Source organism: Calothrix sp. NIES-2098 (genome assembly GCF_963875125.1).
GTDB lineage: Bacteria > Cyanobacteriota > Cyanobacteriia > Cyanobacteriales > Nostocaceae > Aulosira.
Genome location: NZ_CAWNKJ010000001.1, coordinates 8,100,723 through 8,119,949, shown reverse-complemented (window position 1 = coordinate 8,119,949; position 19,227 = coordinate 8,100,723). Strand labels below are relative to the sequence as shown.

The 19,227-nt window shown below is 42.1% G+C and carries 17 protein-coding genes and 1 other RNA gene; 9 read left to right on the top strand and 9 right to left on the bottom strand.

Translation table 11 applies throughout. The features are described from left to right. Positions 1 to 159 precede the first annotated feature (159 nt). Complete coding sequence (locus AACU33_RS34165) at positions 160 to 582, top strand: hypothetical protein (protein WP_096594687.1); 423 nt, start codon at positions 160 to 162, stop codon at positions 580 to 582. 120 nt (positions 583 to 702) lie between these two features. Here the strand turns inward: AACU33_RS34165 and AACU33_RS34160 are convergent, their stop codons facing one another. Beyond that, the gene (locus AACU33_RS34160) at positions 703 to 1,083 is read right to left on the bottom strand and encodes a hypothetical protein (protein ID WP_096594686.1); all 381 of its coding nucleotides are present in this window, start codon (positions 1,081 to 1,083) and stop codon (positions 703 to 705) included. Positions 1,084 to 1,306: 223 nt separating this feature from the next. Between AACU33_RS34160 and AACU33_RS34155 the strand changes: the two genes are divergently transcribed. Further along, positions 1,307 to 1,606, top strand: a complete 300-nt coding sequence (locus AACU33_RS34155; protein ID WP_096594685.1) for a hypothetical protein — start codon at positions 1,307 to 1,309, stop codon at positions 1,604 to 1,606. Here the strand turns inward: AACU33_RS34155 and AACU33_RS34150 are convergent. The 3 genes from AACU33_RS34150 to AACU33_RS34140 all read right to left on the bottom strand — a co-directional run bounded on the left by AACU33_RS34150 (position 1,517) and on the right by AACU33_RS34140 (position 7,471). Next, a complete protein-coding gene (locus tag AACU33_RS34150; protein WP_339376442.1) occupies positions 1,517 to 6,256 on the bottom strand; it encodes an NB-ARC domain-containing protein in 4,740 nt (1,579 codons plus the stop codon). The two genes, AACU33_RS34155 and AACU33_RS34150, sit on opposite strands and share 90 nt — an antisense overlap. Before the next feature lie 31 nt (positions 6,257 to 6,287). Next, positions 6,288 to 6,737: a hypothetical protein gene (locus AACU33_RS34145; protein ID WP_096594684.1), complete on the bottom strand. Its 450-nt coding sequence runs from the start codon at positions 6,735 to 6,737 to the stop codon at positions 6,288 to 6,290. 185 nt (positions 6,738 to 6,922) lie between these two features. Further along, entirely contained in the window at positions 6,923 to 7,471 is a 549-nt protein-coding gene (locus tag AACU33_RS34140; RefSeq protein WP_096594683.1) for a 2'-5' RNA ligase family protein, read from the bottom strand. A gap of 218 nt (positions 7,472 to 7,689) precedes the next feature. Here AACU33_RS34140 and AACU33_RS34135 point away from each other — a divergent pair, with 218 nt between their 5' ends. The 5 genes from AACU33_RS34135 to queF all read left to right on the top strand — a co-directional run bounded on the left by AACU33_RS34135 (position 7,690) and on the right by queF (position 9,623). Beyond that, the gene (locus tag AACU33_RS34135) at positions 7,690 to 7,956 is read left to right on the top strand and encodes a YciI family protein (protein WP_096594682.1); all 267 of its coding nucleotides are present in this window, start codon (positions 7,690 to 7,692) and stop codon (positions 7,954 to 7,956) included. Positions 7,957 to 7,992: 36 nt separating this feature from the next. After that, an RNA gene (ffs, locus tag AACU33_RS34130) (signal recognition particle sRNA small type) lies at positions 7,993 to 8,089 on the top strand. Between the two features lie 25 nt (positions 8,090 to 8,114). Next, on the top strand, positions 8,115 to 8,504 hold the full coding sequence (locus AACU33_RS34125) for a phasin family protein (protein ID WP_096594681.1): 390 nt from the start codon (positions 8,115 to 8,117) through the stop codon (positions 8,502 to 8,504). 222 nt (positions 8,505 to 8,726) lie between these two features. Then, positions 8,727 to 9,122 carry a hypothetical protein gene (locus tag AACU33_RS34120; RefSeq protein WP_096594680.1) on the top strand — a complete coding sequence of 132 codons (396 nt, stop codon included), beginning with the start codon at positions 8,727 to 8,729 and terminating at the stop codon, positions 9,120 to 9,122. A gap of 108 nt (positions 9,123 to 9,230) precedes the next feature. Continuing rightward, positions 9,231 to 9,623: a preQ(1) synthase gene (gene queF / locus AACU33_RS34115; RefSeq protein ID WP_096594679.1), complete on the top strand. Its 393-nt coding sequence runs from the start codon at positions 9,231 to 9,233 to the stop codon at positions 9,621 to 9,623. Positions 9,624 to 9,662: 39 nt separating this feature from the next. On the opposite strand, the gene pstS is transcribed toward queF, so the two are convergent. From pstS to AACU33_RS34100, 3 genes are all read right to left on the bottom strand, one after another. Beyond that, on the bottom strand, positions 9,663 to 10,715 hold the full coding sequence (gene pstS, locus AACU33_RS34110; RefSeq protein ID WP_096594678.1) for a phosphate ABC transporter substrate-binding protein PstS: 1,053 nt from the start codon (positions 10,713 to 10,715) through the stop codon (positions 9,663 to 9,665). Between the two features lie 167 nt (positions 10,716 to 10,882). Beyond that, positions 10,883 to 12,292 (bottom strand): cytochrome c biogenesis protein, encoded by a 1,410-nt coding sequence (locus AACU33_RS34105; RefSeq protein ID WP_096594677.1) that lies wholly within the window; start codon positions 12,290 to 12,292, stop codon positions 10,883 to 10,885. A gap of 3 nt (positions 12,293 to 12,295) precedes the next feature. Then, positions 12,296 to 13,036, bottom strand: coding sequence for a cytochrome c biogenesis protein CcdA (locus tag AACU33_RS34100; RefSeq protein WP_096594676.1), 741 nt, complete (start codon positions 13,034 to 13,036; stop codon positions 12,296 to 12,298). 348 nt (positions 13,037 to 13,384) lie between these two features. Here AACU33_RS34100 and AACU33_RS34095 point away from each other — a divergent pair, with 348 nt between their 5' ends. Further along, positions 13,385 to 14,104, top strand: coding sequence for a hypothetical protein (locus AACU33_RS34095; protein ID WP_096594675.1), 720 nt, complete (start codon positions 13,385 to 13,387; stop codon positions 14,102 to 14,104). Between the two features lie 150 nt (positions 14,105 to 14,254). Here the strand turns inward: AACU33_RS34095 and AACU33_RS34090 are convergent, their stop codons facing one another. Both AACU33_RS34090 and AACU33_RS34085 read right to left on the bottom strand, forming a co-directional pair. Next, positions 14,255 to 15,001 carry a gamma-glutamyl-gamma-aminobutyrate hydrolase family protein gene (locus tag AACU33_RS34090; RefSeq protein WP_096594674.1) on the bottom strand — a complete coding sequence of 249 codons (747 nt, stop codon included), beginning with the start codon at positions 14,999 to 15,001 and terminating at the stop codon, positions 14,255 to 14,257. After that, entirely contained in the window at positions 14,994 to 18,512 is a 3,519-nt protein-coding gene (locus AACU33_RS34085) for an eIF2A-related protein (RefSeq protein WP_096594673.1), read from the bottom strand. Before AACU33_RS34085 ends, AACU33_RS34090 begins: the two co-directional genes overlap by 8 nt. 391 nt (positions 18,513 to 18,903) lie before the next feature. Between AACU33_RS34085 and AACU33_RS34080 the strand changes: the two genes are divergently transcribed. Continuing rightward, positions 18,904 to 19,191, top strand: coding sequence for a hypothetical protein (locus tag AACU33_RS34080; RefSeq protein ID WP_339376440.1), 288 nt, complete (start codon positions 18,904 to 18,906; stop codon positions 19,189 to 19,191). The last annotated feature ends 36 nt before the right edge of the window (positions 19,192 to 19,227 follow it).

The following is a 19,227-nucleotide window of genomic DNA, read 5'->3' as shown; positions in this document are numbered from 1 at the left end:
CTGAACTCCTAAGGTATGGCATCTTTATTCCCACCGTGCTGTACTAGTGTAAGCTGACAACAGTAATTTAAAATTCACAATTAACAGGAGCTTTTTTGCGATTTGAATTGTGAATTTTTATAAAGGAACAGCGACATCACGGGGACTTGAGGAGATTTTGTGGCGTACTGGGTGACAATCCTTTACGAGAGGAAAAAATACGTAGTCAATTTTGACCGTATTAATGCCTTTTGTTATGAACAAAACGGCAGAGTTACCTTTTGGCTACCGGATTCTGCTATTCCGATTGTGATTAACCCACAAAGCAACCCACAAGATTATCAAAAGATTTTGAAATACATAGAACGCGTGACAGGTTTGGAACTAGAAGATGCTTATTGGGTGAAAATTATTTATGACAACAGCGAATACGTAATTAACCTCAACTGCATTAGTTCCTTTTGCCAAGAATCCAACGGCAGGATAACTTTCTGGCTGCCTGATGGTACTATTCCCATCGTGATCAATCCCGTGAGTAATCCAGAGTCTTATCAAAAAGTTCTGCAATATGTTCAGAAAGCAACAGGATATTCGTTGTCTTAAAGGTTAAGGCAGAAGGATGAGGAAGTGTGGGGAGTGTGAGGAGAAATGACTCTTGCCTATTGGCTTTTGACCTTTGACTTTGGACTATTCTCTATTGATAAATGCCCAATGCCCCATACCTTAAGTATTTTTTGATTCTTCTGTACCAGCTTTTAAGCGGCTAACAGTGCTTTTGCGGACGCGTTCGCTTTTTCGCACGCCACCCGCTTTTTCATATTCGTGACTATCTTTGCCGTATGTATGGGCAACTCCCAATAGCATTTTATCGGAGAGGTCGGCTAAGATTTTTTCTAATTCTTCAATCTCGCTTTTATAAGAGTCGATGTTGAATAGAGCAGTGTTATAAGCATCAATTTTACTGCGTAACTTATCCATAATTTGTATCATATTTACTAAACTGCGCTCTCCCCCGTAATCCATATTCGGATCGACGGCTTTAAGTCCAGAGGTTCTGAGTTCAGCTTTTTCTAAAACGCGGGATGTACGTTTTTGGCGGGTCATAGATGTTTACCTTGCCTAATATTCTAGAGCTAGCTTGCCTTAATAAAGCTACATTTTGGTTCAGCAATATACACAAATAATTGCAATTTTTATAACATTTGATTTAAGTTATTTTACGGCTGTCTATGGAACTTAAGGGCGTGAGGTAACAATAAAACTTGTTGTCCTAACGTCAGAGGTCGCGGAAGTAACGTCAGAGGTTGCGGAAGTAACGTCAGAGGTTATGGAAGTAACGTCAGAGGTTATGGAAGTAACGTCAGAAGTTATGGAAGTAACGTCAGAGGTCGCGGAAGTAACGTCAGAGGTTGCGGAAGTAACGTCAGCTTCTTTAGAAGTTCGTAGACGCAAAGCAGCTTGTCCTATTTCTCCCCACACTCCCCACACTCCTCACACTTCCCACACTCCCCACACTCCCCACACTCCCTACGTCCTGTTATCGCCACCATCGCCCCACATCTACAATCCCACGAGCCACTTCTACTGTTGCGGCGTCACCACCCAATGCAAAGATAACGGGAAATAATGCCTTGATACTGTGCAACAAGATAGGGCGAGTACGAAGCGATAGCTTGTAAAGAGTATCCCCCCAAACAGAGAAAAGCTGCGCAGATGGTATTGGTGATAAACCGGAAGCTAATGCACTCAGAACAGGGGCGCGATACTGCTCATCTTCAATTGCCTCAGCGGCTGTGAGTGCTTCTGCTAACAACTCTGGTGGTAATTTCTTGGCCAATGCACTCAGGGTTTGGGCGCGATACTGCTCATACTGAATCTCCCTGACAGTAGAGAGTGCTTCTGGCAACAGTTCTGGTAGTTGCTCGGCTAATGCACTCAAGGCTTGAGCGCGATACTCCTCATAGTCAATCTTTCTAGCAGCAGTGAGTGCTTCTTGTAATAACTCTGGCAGATTCTGGGCTAATGCTATCAAAACTTGGGCACTATACTCCTGATTCTGAATTCCTCTAGCGACGGTGAGTAATTCTTTTAATAATTCTGGTGCTAAATTCTGGGCTAATGCAATCAGGACTTGGGCACGATACTGTTCAGACTCTAGCATCCTAGCGGCTGTGAGTGCTTCTGTCACCAACTCTGGTGGTAAATTCTGGGCTAATGCAATCAGGACTTGGGCGCGATACTCCTCAGACTCAATCGCTGTAGCAGCGGTGAGTGCTTGTGTTAACAACTCTAGTGGTAGATTCGGGGCTAATGCACTTAGGACTTCGGCGCGCAGCCACTCATCATCAATCGTCATAGCGATGGTGAGTGCTTCTTTTAATAACTCTGGTAGTTTTTCAGCTAATGCACTCAGGACTTTGGCACGATAATAATTTACTTCCATTTCTCTAGCAACGGTGAGAGCTTCTGGCAGTAATTCGGGTGGTAGACTGTGGACTAATGCACTCAGGGTTTCGGCGCGATAATGCTCATTCTCAATCGCCACAGCGGTAGTGAGTGCTTCTGGTAATAACTCTGGTAGTTTTTCAGCTAATGCCCTCAGGGCTTCGGTGCGGTACTCCTGATGCTGAATGGCTCTAGCAGCGCTCAGTGCTTCAGGTAACAACTCTGGTGGTAGTTTTTGGACTAATGCACTTAGGGTTTTGGCGCGATCGTACTCATTCTCAATTGCCCTAGTGGCAGATAGTGCTTCTGGTAACAACTCTGGTAGTTTTTCAGCTAATGCACTCAAAGCTTCGGCGCGATACTCTTCATTCTGAATGGCTCTAGCAGCAGTGAGTGCTACTTGTAACAACTCTGGTGGTAGTTTCTCGGCTAATGCTCTGAAGACTGGAGCGCGATCGCTTTTATATTCAATCGCCCTAGTGAGAGTGAGAGCTTCTAGTAACAAATCAGGTGGCAGTTTCTGGGCTAATGCACTCAAGATTTTGGCACGATACTCCTCATCCTGAATTGCTTTCAAGTCAGAGAGTGCTTCCGGCAACAACTCAGGTGGCAGTTTCTCAGCTAATGCCCTGAGGACTGGAGTGCGATCGCTATCATACTCAATCGTCCTAGCGACAGTCAGAGCTTCTAACAAAAACTCTGGTCGTTTTTGAGCTAATTTACTTAGGACATCAATGCGATAGTTTTTATTTTCAATTGCTTTAACAGCAGACAGTGCTTCAGTCAACAATTCTGGGAGATGCTGGGCTAATGCACTCAGGACAGGGGCAAGATAGCTCTTATTTTCAATTGCCCTAGCGGCAGATAGTGCTTCTGGTAACAACTCAGGTGGTAGATTCTCAGCTAATACTCTCAGAAGTGAGGCACGAGAATACTCATCCTGAATTGCCAGAGCCGTAGTAAGAGTTTCTTTTAATAACTCTGGTGGTAGTTTGTAAGCTAATGCACTCAGGGCTTCGGCACAATACCACTCCAATTCCATCGAGTTTACGGCGGAGAGTGCTTCAGGCAACAACTCTAAGGGAAATTTCTCGGCTAATGCACTCAGGGTTTCAACGCGATATTGCTTATCCTTAATTGCTTTAGCAGAGGTGAGTGCTTTGATTAACAAATCTGCTGGTAGTTTCTCGACTAAGGCGATCGCGCTAGAGACACGATACCTCTCCTCCTCAATCGCCGTCCAGATAGCGATCGCTTTTGGAGGCCAAGATGATGGTAGTCGGGAGTGGGGTCTTGCATATAGGGGAAGGGAGGTGTAGTATATGTTCTCCTCAATCGCCCTGAAGATAGCGATCGCTTCAGGCAACAACTCTGATAATTTCTCAGCTAATGCTATCAGAGTACAGGCACGATACTGCTCATCCTCAATCGCCTTAGCGGCGGAGACTGCTTTTGCTAACAACTCTGGTGGTAGTTTCTCAGCTAATGTGATTAGAGCTGGAGCGCGACACCGTTCATCCTGAATTGCCATAGCAATGGAGAGTGCTTCAGGCAACAACTGTGGCGGTAGATTCTCGACTAATGTTATCAAGATAGAGGCGCGATCGCTCTCATACTCAATCGCCCTCACAGCAGAGAGTACTTCTGGTAACAACTCTGGTAGTTTCTCGGCTAATGCTATCAGGGCTTGGGTGCGATATCTCTCATCCTCAATTGCCCTAGCGGTGGAGAGTGCTTCTGGTAACAACTCTGGTAATTTCTCGGCTAATGCACTCAGAACTTCGGCACGATATAACTCATACTCAATCGCCCTAGCAGCCGAGAGTACTTCTGGCGATATCTCTTGTCGTTTCCCGGCTAATGCTATAAGGAAATCGGCGCAATACCTCTCATCCTGAATCGCCCTAGCAATGGTGAGTGCTTCTTTCTCAGCGATTTTCTCTAAATTTGCTGGTAAATAGTTAATTAACTCAACAACAGCTTCGACTTTCTGCTTTGGTTCTGGTTTTTGCAGCGCGTAAGCTAGTCCTTGTTCGGGAGTCCAGACTTTATTTTTCACTAATGCCACCAGCAGTTTTGCTGGTAAATTAGCTGCCAAACTATTTAGGGAAGCTGTAATTAAAGCATAGCGACATTGCAAACCTACCACTTGGGGTAAGGTGGATTCATCCCAATTTGCTTCGGCTAATTGCCAAGCACGAGAAATATCTGTGATGTAACCCCCAGTTTGTCCTACTTTCTCTCGCGCTTCATGCCAACCATTGTTTCCCGTTACCGACTCCTCCCGCAATAAGGAGTGAATTTCTTCTACTCGTTGAGCCTTTTCTAAATGCCAAACTAAATTTTGATGAATGTAACCATCATTAGCTAAGGTATGCCAGAGATTGTTTTGCGTCTTTTGTTGATAGCGTTCTAGCAGTTGGCTGTGCGCAGCGTGTAAATCCAAACCCATCCCTGTAGGCGGAGATTTAGTTAAGCGACTACGAGCAACATCATGTAATAAGTCATGCAACCTGTAGCCTTTCCACTCCACACCACCGACAAATACAGGTGCATCAGACTGAAGTAAGGCATCATTCCACAGTAGCTCTAAACACTCATTAGCTGCATCTTGGGATTCCATCTCCCATAATGTCGCGGCCATTGGTGCGGCTATTGTGACATCCTCTGGTAACACTCCCAACCAAATAAAATTTTCCCAGGCTTGTTGGTCGTAGTCTTGTAAAGCTTTCAGGCTTAAATTGAAAGTTGCTTCTAAAGAGTTTTCTTGACGCGGCCCGTATAAGACTTTTAAATTTGCCACCTCTTGCTTCAAAGCTGCTTCCAACTTCTCCCATGCGATTCCCCATTTAACTCTGGCTGCTACCAAATTCAGAGCAATGGGTAAGTATCCCACAGTCTCGGCTACTCGCAAAGCCTCTGGTTTTTCTATTTCTGTGATTTCTCGTTCTAAAGACTTAGAAAGTAATTCCAGCGATTCTGCTGGTGTCATCAAATTCAATTTTTGCAAATAAGCACCCACAGCATCAGCCACATCAGCCCGCCGCGAAGTAATTAATAGTTGGGATTGGGAACTGGCTACCATAAAGGGTTTAACTTTATCTGGTTCCCAAGCATCATCAACTACTAATAAAACAGCGCGATCGTGGAGTAAACTGCGTAAATGGGCTGAAGTTCCTTCTACATTCACCGCCCGAAATTCGTAGTCTCCCAAAGCTTGCACCCAACTACTTAACAGGGTGAGAATATCTGGTTCTTGCCCTAAAGTTGCCCAAAGCACGCCACCAGAGAAACGCTTTTGGATATCTTCATCATGGGCAAGGGCTGTAATTAAAGTTGTCTTACCTATACCACCTAAACCGTGAATTGCACTGATGAGCAACGCACCAGCAGCAGATGTATTTGCCAATAGACGAGCTTTAATTTCTAGAGTAACTTGGGGGCGATCGACAAAATTAGCAGGTAAACTCGGTGCTTGAAAAGGTCTGTCGATTGGGCGACGATAATTAATAGTCAGACTGCCTTCTACCCGACCGACAATAATGTTGTTGTCACCCTTGATATTTTGCACAACATTGTCGTTACCGGAAATTGTTTGTTCTGTATGTGCAACCTGAACCGGAATATGGGGATCTAAACTAGTGACAGAAGCTTTATCTTTTTCTGCTTTGCTGGAAATTGGTGGTTCAACCTGAGATGGAATCTGCGTATTTAATCTGAGTAAATCTCGCCTACGTTTTAATCTGCGACGCTTCCCTTTCAAAAAGCCAGCTAACTTAGATAAAAAAAGTATTATCCGCTTCCATAACCTTCTCAGGCTGCTTCTCCCCACTGTTTTAGCTCCCTATACTCTGGCTTTGTGACTAATTGATAGTTGCATTACCTCCCACTGTGCCGATCGCCTTGTTACCATTGCCTGCCATATTCTGAACTAGGTTGTTATTGCCGGATATTGTTTGATTAAAGCTATTCACAACTTTAGAAATTGTGTCTGCATCTTCCTGCATTAAACGAGCAATTTCCGTCGCTAAATTTTGATCTTCATCGAGTAATTTCTTGAGTTGCTTCTGGAGTGTTTCTTTGGCATCTGCATCATCAGGAGAACTTGCCAACTCTTCGGCTGCACCTTTCGCCATTGGTTTGGCTTCTACCTTTGGTTGCAGCTTACTCCACAAAGATTTAGCCTTGTCCCAGCCATTAGCGCCCAAACTTTCACCCAGTTTCTTACCAGCTTCTTCGGCTGCTGTCTGCCCTACTTTGAGCAAGTAGGGTAAAAATGGGGTTAAGAAAGTAGTTAAAGTTACTATATCCATTTGTTCGCTCCGATTGTCAAGATGTAGAATACTAGTCAATTACCACAAATGACTCTGTATTAACATTTTAAGAATCAGGGGTCAAACTCAGGGAAAATACTTGTATCGAGATGCAATTGGTATCGCTCCTTGCGATCGCTATCTATGTCACGTCACAGTAAATGCGATCGCCTTATCTCTACCTCTTACTCACTAGCTAACAAACCGAACTCTGATTTGATATTCCAGCGCCTACCGTCGTGAATTAATAACGTCAACTTGTCGGCAATAAACTCAAAATGTAATTGTCGATGTTCAAACTCTGGCCAAGCTGCTTTAAAGTTCTGCCGCGTTAAGTCCCGAAATGCTACCGTCATGTGGGGTGCAAAGGGGCGAGTTTTACCAACTTTATCTACAATGCCTAAATTTGCTTCTACATACCCCATTAACTCGGCTTGCAGAGTCAACAGTTCTTGGCTTCTCACCACATCTATATATATGACGCGGGGTGCAAATGCAGCAAACCCACTGAGTGTAATGGGTAGTGGCTGTTGTCCAGTCGCAAACTCTCTAAGTGATGCTTCTAGGCGCGACACATCGCTATCTACCCATTCAAAGGGCGGTTGTAGCGTAATGTGAGGCGGTGACTTTTGCGCGTGATTACTGGTGTAGTTATCCGCGAAGTACTGCTTGATTTCATTAGCGTAATCTTGAATGTCTTGCGGTGGTAGTAGGGCGATAAAAAAGCGACTCATTTAATTTTAAATAGAAGGCAGACGGCAGAGGGCAGAAGGCAGAAGAAAAGCAGGAGAGACAAGGGAGTGTGGGGGGAAATGAGACAAATGACCAATGACAACCCTCACGAGTAAATATACAACTCTAAATGCGTAACACCTTAACTATTGAGCAGCGAAGACTTATTGGAAGATATTACAACTAGATGACGATACAAAATTCAAGAGGTTACAAGTAAATGCCTTGGTTTGTGAAGATTGAAGCAGGCAAAGTCGATAAACCGACCTTTGACCAATACGTACCTGCCCATAAAGCTTACGTTCACGACTTAATTGCCAAAGGACACAAAGCGAAAACGGGATATTGGGCAGAATTCGGAGGCGGGATGATGCTGTTTGAGGCAGAATCGATGGACGAAGCCCAAGCAATTGTAGCCCTTGACCCATTGGTACAAAATGGCTGTGTGAATTACCAACTGCACGAATGGCGAATTGTAGTGGAATAACACCAATTACTGAATTTTAGTGTTATTCTATTAATAGACCTGGACCTATGCGACTTCAACGCCCAAATCTTGTCAGGACCGGAAGGTAGCAGCAATACGGGATGCTTGTGGTAGGCGTAGAATCCGGGTCGCCCTATTTGTAGGAGCGTTCAGCAGCAATGCCTGGTTTTGGAGATATTGTTCAAAAAGCTTTTTACCTCGGTGTTGGGTTAGCTTCTTACGCGGGTGAGAAAGCAGGGGGAAAATTAGCGGAACTGCGATCGCAAGTCCAAAAACTGGCAGATGAAATGGTGGCAAAAGGCGAAATGACCACAGATGAAGCCCGTCGCTTTGTCGAAGATATGATGAAGCAAGCTCAACAGCCTCCATCATCTGATGCAGCTACAGAAAAAACTCCGCCTGCTGAACCGCGCCGCATCGAAATTTTAGAGGACGATGAAGAGCCAACGGTTAAAGATTCTCCCACAGCAACCGATGATGTAGATGGGTTGCGTGCCCAAGTATTAGAACTGCAAGAAGAGTTAAAAAGGCTGCAACGCGATGAGTAGCCACTAGCAGCAATTGAGTAATAGCAGAAAATACATTAAATATTGAATATACTTTATCTAGGATCTACCTAGAATATCGGGCGTTGAAATCAAATTACTATTAAAACAGCCTAAAAGCCCAGAATATAATTCTTTTGACTTTTATTTTGACTTCCGCGCAAAGGTACTTCCAGCCAGGTCACACTGAGCGCTCTATTTATAGCCAGTAAAGGCGTCAACTTTATGGACAAGTGGCAGAAAGATTTGATTGACATCATTGAGACCGTGGCTGTTGAAGTCGAACACTTTTTCCTCGGAATGAGTGACATGGTAGAAGCTTTTTTGGAACTAACCGAAGAAATTACCGAACAAGTACAAACTACAATTGCCACTGAAGTTGACCAGTATTTACACGACCTAGCCGAACCAATGATGGAGGTTTACTGGGAACTAGAAGATGTAGTAGCAGATGTAGATCCGGGTTTTCCTTATCCAGTAGAAGCTACGCCAGAAAAAAACTCCGCCTGTGTTGGTTGCGCTCACTACCACGGTCAAGTGTATGGTGGTAATTTGTTAGTTTGTGCCATGCATCCCCACGGCTGGGATGATAGTAATTGTCCTGACTGGGAACAGGAGTGAAGAGGCAGAGGGGCACAGGGTGCAGGGGGACAAGGGAGACAAGGTGGAAATAACTATTATTGCCTTTTGACTCTTCACAAATAATAAATGACTACTGATAAATGACTAATGACAACTGACACCACAGAAATGAAATATGGCGAACGCGAGATTGCGGAAGGACAACTAATTACCTTTCCAAATCCGCGTGTAGGTAGGCGATATGACATTAGCATTACTTTGCCGGAGTTTACCTGCAAATGTCCGTTTTCCGGCTATCCTGATTTTGCGACAATTTATATTAGCTACGTTCCTGATGAGCGTGTAGTGGAATTAAAGGCACTCAAGCTATACATTAACAGTTACCGCGATCGCTATATTTCCCACGAGGAGTCTGCCAATCAAATTCTCGATGATTTTGTCGCTGCTTGCGATCCTTTAGAAGCAACGGTAAAAGCAGATTTTACGCCCCGTGGTAACGTGCATACAGTAGTGGAAGTGCGGCATCAGAAGCCATCATAATTCGTATTTGCTAATTCGGATTCAATTAGGAATTACGAATTATTTGTCAATATTCTTCGCCGCAGACTGTACCTGAACCACAACTTTTTTAGACAAAGGAATATATCCTAGTTCCTTACTTGATATTTGTCCTTCAGTCACAGCCCAGTTAACAAAGTTTTTTAATGCTTGGGCTTTGACTGAATTTTGATATTGTTTATAGGTTAGCAGCCAAGTGTAAGTGACAATTGGATAGGAATTAGCATTTTTAGGATCGGCAATAAAAGCAATCAAGCTATTATTTGGTAATTTGACGGCTTCTAAAGTTTGAGCTACTGACTCTAGTGTGGGGATGATGTAATTACCAGATTTATTTTCTAAGGCAGCTACAGGTAACTTGTTGTTAGTAGCGTAGACGTATTCTACATAGCCAATAGCCCCTGGAATCTGTTGAATTTGGGCGGTAACACCTTCATTACCTTTAGCACCAATTCCCGCTGGCCATTGTATATATCTACCAGCCCCGACTTTACTTTTCCATTCTGGATTGATAGCACTTAGATGTTGAGTTAAGACGCTGGTTGTACCGCTACCATCGGATCTATGTACAACTTTAATTGCTAAATTAGGTAACTTTACACCTCGATTGGTTAAAGCTATTTGAGGATCGTTCCAATTCGTAATTTTTCCTAAAAAGATACCTGTGTAGGCTTGGCGTGATAGCTTGAGAACAGTTGTTATCTCAGGAAGATTGTAAGCTAGCACGACCGAGCCAGCAGTCATGGGTAAAGCGATAACTCCCCTTTTTACCTTCGCTGCTTGTTCGCGTGTAATTCCTATATCGCTAGCGGCAAAATCTACAGTACCATCGATGAGTTGTTGTACGCCGACACTGCTTCCTAGAGATTGATAGTTAATTTCTACGTTGGGATTTCGTTGGTTGTAATCTGCAATCCAGCGCTGGTATAAAGGTGCTGGAAAACTTGCTCCAGCACCAATCAGAGAAACTGTCTTGGTACTTCTAGAATCAGCAGTGCAGGAAGCAATACTCAACGAGACAGCAATTAGCGGTAGAAAGCAAGCCCATCGCTTAAATTGAAGTTGAGCAAACATCAAAATCTTTCGTTCCAACTTTTAATTGATAGCCCTGGCAATTCTCCAGGCTGATATGTCTACTTATGTAAAATGCAAGTATTTTGAAAGCAACGAAAATCGCGATCGCAAGAGTTTTAAAAGTTGTTATCAATTGAGATTATTAACACAAATTCGACTACTAGAGTTCATGAATTGGAAGCCAAAGATTGTGTAGGGTTAATTCCCTTGTTATCTTCTGAACTGTTACTTAAGCGATCTAAAATCTCCAAAACTTGTTGTTCAAAAGCAACTTGGGCGCGATTAGTTTTACCACCAACATACAGGCGATCGCCTTTTTGTAATGCCCAAATTTGTGAGTGAGAAAAGTAACTCATCACTACACCCAACATCAATAAAGCGAATCCCGTGTACACAATCGGAATACCTGGATCGACTTTAATTTGTAAGCCAGTACTACCAATTAGTTCAACAATTTTCAGCCTTACCCCATTCACTTGGGTAGACATTCCTGCACGTACAGTATTAATTAACTTACCTGTGCCATCGTAAATTAATACCATACCTTGTAAGTCTTTGGCTATTAAAGAAACGCCTTCGCTTAGATCTGGTTTTGTCGGAATCCATGTACCCCAGATACGTCCTTGGCCGTTAGTGTCCAATTGTGCCATTGGTAATTGGAAAATCGGGCTGTTATTAAATTGAACGCGAACGCCGGAAATTCCCCAATCAGTTTGATAGAAAGTTACGCCCTGATAACGCAGAGGTTGATTAACAAAAATCTTTTTACGGTCAACTTCCTGTCCTCGATTATTTAAGACAGACATATCTGAATAAAACTGATCGATTCCACCAGCAGGAGTATAGTCAATCCAAAATCGATTAACTCTGACAGACCAATCTTTAGGAACTTGAGATAACGCTAAAGGCCCTGCATCAATAATATTCTTCACTTGAAATGTATCGCCACTGGGAACCATTTCTTGGGCGACAAAACCCGTGATTGCTCCCCAAATTCCTCCTAAGAGAATTGTGACAATGCCGATATGAACTATAATCGGGCCGATGCGTCCGATTATTCCCTTACGGGCATAGAGAATATCGTCTTTTTCTTGAAAAATTTTATAACGTTGGTTTTTTAAAATTTGGGTAAGGGTATTCAAGGAACCTTTATCTAGTTCCGCACTCAAAGCTAATTTTTGAAATTGTCGCGGTTCGTCGTAATATTTCCAGCGTTGGGCAGCTTTTAAAGCTGGAAGTTGGCGAGTAAAAGTACAAGCAGTCAAGCTAGTACCAAAAAAGACCAACAAACTCAGAAACCACCAAGTCCGATATACATGGTCTAATCCGACTACTTGAATCACCTTCCAACTCAGAAAGCCAAATAGGGCGGGGTGTTCTGGGTAGTTGGCTTGGTAAAATGCAGGTGATTGACCTTGTTCGATGACCGTACCGCTAACGCTAAATAAAGCGATTAATAGTAAAAGTGCGATCGCTAATCGTAAATCTGTCAGTACAGGTAAAAACTCTCGTCGCAAGAAGTGCCCTAGTAATGACCACCAACTTGATTCTGTGGTCGTTGAATTTTCTGTTGTCATTGCTTAAAAACTTCCAAAGGGAATCCGCGAAATTAAAGAAAACACACCAAAGCCTACCAATAACACACCGCTAACTGGGTTAATCCAACCAGACCAGCGACGCAATTCCAACAGCTTTTTAATTGCAGCCGTAAAAGTACCTGCCAAAATCAAGGGGGCTACATAGCCTGCTGTGTAAGTAATAAGCAACGCAGCGCCTAAAATTAAGTCTTGGGTATTCGCCACCCAACCCAGCAAGCTAGCTAAAACTGGGGTACTACAAGGTGACGCCACTAAACCGAAAGTCAAGCCAATAGAGTAAGAACGCACTCCAGGCGGTAAATCTTGCGAAATCCAATTCGTTTCGCCCAAGGAAGGAAATTGTAGAGGTAAGGCTTCCAGTAAGTTCAGCCCCATAAGAATGGCGATAATGCTGACAATAATCGGTAAACCCATTCCCACTTGGCCGTAAACTTTGCCCACAAAAGCTGCGATTATTCCCAATCCTGCGAGTGTGGTTGCTAATCCCAGCGCGAACCAGGTAGATTGGGCTGCTGCTTGCAGACGGCTTTTTGCTTCATAGCCGCCGATATAACCAATGGTAATAGGCAGCATAGACAGCATACAAGGCGTCAGGCTGGTAAGAAGACCAGCCACGAAAATAATGCCAATACTCACCACGCTGAGGTGTCCCAGTTGATTAGAGACAAGGGCATTGGCAAATTGTTCTAGTTTGTAAAGTTGGATTTGCAAAGTCTCAAGCATGGGGCATTATGAGCAAGAAATGCTTACTATGCTTGAATTTTAGCTTAGTTTGGGACTTTGGGTGGCAGCAGACAGGAAGGCGATGCCTGAGGGAAACGCTTTTTCAAGTCCAAAAAATGGCAAAGTTCTCGATCTTTTCAGCTTTATCTTTATTACTATTTGCTCGCAATATAAGTTTAAGCTTTTGGATATTTTCAACAAAAATCTTTGATGTAACTATTATGAAAATATTTTCTATAAATAAAAATTGAAAATAAGAATATCATGAAAAATTATAAATTAACATCCTAACAAATATTATTTTTTGTAGAATCTATGGCATAGACTTTCCTATTATTTTTATTACTTATGCAAACTCAAAATGCTGAACAGGTATTTCAGGAAGTTTTAGATGATATCTATGATAAATATCTACCATCAAAACATTCCTTTTTCTCGCGTTTAGCTCTATCGCCACCAGAAAAACTTTGTTCTCCAGATTTACTAGGACAAATCTACTTAAGATACCAAGCTGCTTGCCATGCAACTCGTGTGATGGTGTACTTTGTACCTTATCTTGATAGCCCAGCATTACGAGTGCGAAAGCTCAGAATTATTAGTGATGATGATAGCTTACAAGGTGGTGATACTCATCACTATCAACTCAGTCGAGCTTTTGCGAATATGGGAGCAAAATTTATTATCCAAGATGAAGAATTTGGCAGTCTGGATGAATTACAAAAAATCCTCGACCCTACCACTGCTAATTTTGTATCTTTAGTTGAGAAGATTTATCCTCAGTCTTTAGGGCCTTGGTGCGTAATTGAAATGTTTGCTCATGATTGGATGCAAGCATTAATGAATTCCCTGGCAAATTGTTTTCCCTTTATTCAACAAGAGCAATACTTTGCTGAATGTTTTGAGCAGGGTGTGGAAGAAAGACACGCCGAGGAAGCAAAAGAATTAACAAATATAATTCTGCATAATTCACCAAGATTACTGGAACCAACAATCGCAGGCGCAAAAATGATGGCTATTGAATTAGATAAATTTTGGTCGGGATTAGAAGAATTATTACAAGAGAAGTAAGTTGACTCGTAAAAATTTCAGGTCTTGTCTCTGTGTCTCAGTGTCTCAGTGTCTCTGTGGTTCAAAATTTCTATCACAAAGGCACAAAGACACAAAGATTAAAATGATTACAAATGCAGAATATTAATAAAGCAAGCATTTAATGTTAATTCAAGCTGTTAGTAAACTTTGTTTAGTATATGTTGCTTGAACAAAAGCCTGAAAAATTCTTTGATGATTGGGATCGTTAGCAGCTGAAAGTTCTGGATGCCATTGTACGCCTATAGCCCAAGGATGATGCTCGTGTTCCACAGCTTCAATGACTTCATCTTCTAAAGCATGGGCAACAACACGCCATCCAGATGGTACTTGGTGTACTGCTTGGTGATGCCAAGAAACTACAGAAATTTGAGTATTTTGTACGCAGTCAGCTAAACGGCTGGCGGCATTGATTTTCACCATGTGTTCTGTTGGTAAGCGCCTTCCTGGTTCGGGATCTAGACGATGCAATACTGAATTACCGTATACTTCTGGGACGTGGGGAATGAGAGTTCCGCCAGAAGCGACGATGAGAATTTGCAAACCCCGACAGATACCAAATACAGGTAAATGATGCTCAAGGGCAAACTTAGCTAGTTGCAGTTCAAAAGCATCGCGATCGCCATCTACAGAATAAATGCTAGGGTGGTCGCAACCGTTATACCAAACAGGATGAATATCTCCACCACCGGAGATGATCAATCCATCTAGCGGTTCTAAAAGCCTTGCCGGCTCAGTTTCTCCTGGCGGTAATAATATGGGAGTACCACCTGCGGCGCGGACAGCATCAATGTAAGCACTTGGCAAAGAAAATGGTATTGCGTCTTTGCGTCCATAAGTTGTAATCCCAATCAAAGCATTTCGCGATTTTCTACTCATTGTTTTTCTTTGCTCCTAAGGTTTTTAAAGTTTTGATTTGGGCTTCTGTGAGATTCACCACATCTGTTATATCCATACCTTCATAAAGTCGGGGAGATTTCAGTTCTTTCTTCAACTCTCCGGTTTCGGCGTGCCAAAGCATAATCGTGCCATCTTCGCTACTACTAGCAAGAGTTTGACCATCAGCACTAAAGATAACAGACCAGATTCTTTCTTGATGTCCGGTCAAAGTTTGGTAGAGTTTGGCGGTTTTGATATCCCAAATTTCCACGATTGGGTTTCCTCCTGCACTCGCGACAAAACGACCTTGAGGACTAAAAGCCACAGTCCGCACCCAACCAGTTTGTCCTTCCAAGGTATGGATACACTTACCTGTAGTTATATCCCAGAGCTTTACGGTGTGGTCTTCACTACCACTAACTAGGGTATTACCGTCGGGGCTAAAACGCACAGACCGCACCCATCCATTATGCCCAGAGAGAGTATTTAGGCATTTACCTGTATCTACGTCCCACAATTTGATCGTGCAATCTTCGCTACCACTAGCTAAGATGCTGCTATCTGGACTAAAAGTTACAGACCAAAGCCAGTTTTTATGATTCTCTTGAGTTTGGCGGTATTCACCTGTATGAATATTCCAGATTCTTAAGATTTTGTCATCGCCACCACTGGCTAAATAACGACCATCGGGACTAAAAGCTACTGTCAAAATGCGATCGCAATGATCTACTAAAGTTTTGCGGTGTTGACCAGTTTGAGCATCCCACAATCTGATGGTTTGGTCGTCGCTACCACTGGCAATTATGCTACTGTCAGGACTTAATGCTACGGCGCGGATTCTATTGGTATGCCCTGCTAAGGATTTAGGTTCACCAGTATCTAAGTTCCAGAGTTTAATGGTTTTATCGTCATTACCACTAATTAAGATGTGACTACTGGGATGAAAAACTAAAGACCAAGCCCAATCTGTGTAACCTTGAAGAGTTTTAAGACATTCACCTGTGTGAGCATCCCAAATTTTCACAGTTTTGTCATCGCTACTACTAATTAAAGTTTTACCTTCAGGATCGGTAAAAGTTACAGACCAAACTTTTTCTGTGTGTTCTGATAAAGTCCGGTGGCGTCTGTTGTTGTAAATATCCCACAAAATTACTTTATGGTCTTCACTGGCACTAGCCAAAATGCGAGAATTGGGTTCGGGGCTAAAAGCTAGCGATCGCACTCTTTGGGTATGTCCTTGCAATGTTGTGAGATAGTTACCGCTACGAATATCCCACAGTCTAATTGTATGGTCATCGCTACCACTAGCTAAAATCTTACCATCAGCACTAAAGGCAACTGTACGTACTCGTCCTGTATGTTGTCCTTCTAGAGTTTTTAGATATTTTCCCGTATGCGCATCCCATAAAATTACTGTCCTGTCACTACTACCACTAGCTAAAATTTTGCCATCAGGACTAAAAGCAACTCCCCGCACCCAATGAGTATGTTTTTGGAGAATATTCCAACATTCACCAGTATGAGCATTCCATAATCTAACTGTTTTATCTTCGCTACTACTAGCTACAGTTTTACCATCAGGGCTAAATGCAACTGACCAAACTCTTTCTGTATGTCCCTCTAATATTTTTAAACATTGACCAGTTTTGGTGTTCCATAACATCAGGGTTTTGTCATCGCTACCGCTAACTAAAATTTCCCCATCAGGGCTAAAAGCTACCGATCTAATCCAATTTGTATGCCCTTCTAAAGTTAGCAGTTGATGACCATTGGCATCTCGAAGCCGAATTTTACTTTTAGTATCGCCCAAAGCAATTATCGATTTTTTAGGGTTATATGCTACCGCCAACACAATCCCAAAAGCTTCTGTAAATCGAGATTTGTTTAAATCTGCACCAATAAATTTCACATTGCGTAAATCTGCACCTCGTAGATATGCTTGCCATACCGTTAAATATGACAAATCGAGTCCAGATAAATTGTAGTTGTAATAACGTAATAAATTTAAGATATTGCCTACTGCATAACCTTTAGTTAAACTCCTAATTGTCTTATTGTCTTTTTCTAGGAATTTAACTAATTGTTTCTCTATATCGCTAATATTTTTGGCAATGGGTTTTAAGATTAATTGTGTTTGGCAACTCCTGACGTAATCTTTAGCAGTGGCTTTAATTAAAGCGTATTGATTAAAAATGTGAAATTTTGCCGAGTTTAATTCTTCAGTCACCTGTCGTACTAGAATACCAGTCATGTATTCCATCACGACATTTTGCAGAGTGAATCTGCCGTCAATAGCTTCGATAAGCGAACAGCGTTTCAGGTTTTCTAAAGCATTAATGACATCCAAATATATCGGTTTCTCGGCAATATCTTCAAATAATTCATTGACTGAGACTGGTTCGCGATTAATTGCTAACCAGTACATAATTTGTTTTTCTAATTCTGCCAAACGATCGAATTGCTTATCTAATAAAGTTTCTATGCCAACGAAAGGTGTCAGAGCAATTTCTTGGGATAAAAATTCCGAAACGTTACCGCTAAATAAATCTTGAATAAAAGTAGAAACTATTTTTAAAGCTAAGGGATTACCACTATATAATCCGATTAATTTTTGCATTTCTGCATATGTACCAAAAAGTCTTTTATCTTCCAAGACTTTCATAGCTTCTAAATTATTTAAGCCTTGCAGCGACAAAGAACGAATTGGTAAATTCTCGCCTTCTTGAACGGCTATTTCTTGAGGTTTGATGCGACTGGTTAACACTAAACAACTTTGATGATGTAACTCGCCAATCCGTTGAATTAAGTTACTATATTCTTGGTATTCATCATGGTAATGTTCTTGATGAGTTCCATCGACCAGAATTGATTCAAAATTATCTAATATTAATAAACAACGGTCAGCCCGCAAATGTTCCAGCAGACGGGTGATTTTGACATTCACATCGCCTGTCGTATTGATTTCTTCTTGATTGGATAAGAATTTAATTATGCTATCGAGTAGCGTACTCAGCTTAGGCGTCTCTCGCAGACTGCGCCAGATAATGTAATCAAACTCTGACTTTAATGTCTGGGCTAATTTTACAGATAAAGCGGTTTTTCCCAGTCCACCCATTCCCAGCAACGCAATCATCCGACAATGCTCGTTGATTATCCATTGTCTGAGAGTTTCTAATTCCTGGGTGCGTCCGTAAAATGTGACAGTATCGGGTGCTTCTCCTAAATCCTGTTTGCTCTCGGTGTTTGTTATCTGGGTTACTGGTTCTGTATTGTTAGTTTCACTGATAAATTCTGGTTTGTGTTTAGCAAACAAAGTTACTAACTCAGATTTTTTACTGACTTCAAACGCACGGTAGAGCCTTTCTAAGTATTTTCTGACTGTTGCTGGCTTAATGTCTAGAACTTGGGCGATCGCATCATCGTCTAACTCCCCAGCCAAGACTAGACGCAATACCTCTTGGCGTCGTGGCGTTAGTTTATCAAAGGTTTCGTTCAACTGTTGTTGATTCATCTGGTTTGGTGGCTTGACACCCAACGTAGGATTTCGTGACTGACAATAGCTTACAGCTTAAAATAGGTTTGTGACACCTGTCACTTATACGGAGATTTTGATTTTTCTTTTTTTGATACTAAATTAATTGCCGGGAAATTGGCAGAGTACAAGTAAAATTTCTATGGTATTCCTACTTGACATCTGAGAAATACCCATGAGATGATTGTCACACAATACGACACTTAGTTGTAGGGAAAAGATAATTAAATTTTTTCCGCAAAGTTAAGTAAAGCAAATACCCCGGCAGATTCTCACTCACAAAAGTGACAGCCTTCTTTAATTGAACGCTTGACACATTTTTAATTTCTGATTGAGGGTCTAGCACTGGCTTACCATAAGGTTCCATACTATGCCCGGAGAAACTAGCCAAGCGAACGAAGTTGACAAAATAGTGACTCGGCTGCTGGTAATTCTTCTTAGTTGTTGGCATGACACTGGCTACGGTCACATAGAAATCAAAAGCGAACGAATCAAACGCGATCTAATAGCAGTGACCATTATGGGTTCTACCCATTATCGATTTGTCATCAGTAAAGAGGATTTACAAAATTGGTGGAGAGAGGAGGAAGAATCGAGTCACGGCACAACTGAATATGAAATATTCACACAATTGAATAATCACTTCACAATTGAATAATTATCTGTCTTTCCTAAAAGAATGAGGCATAGTTGT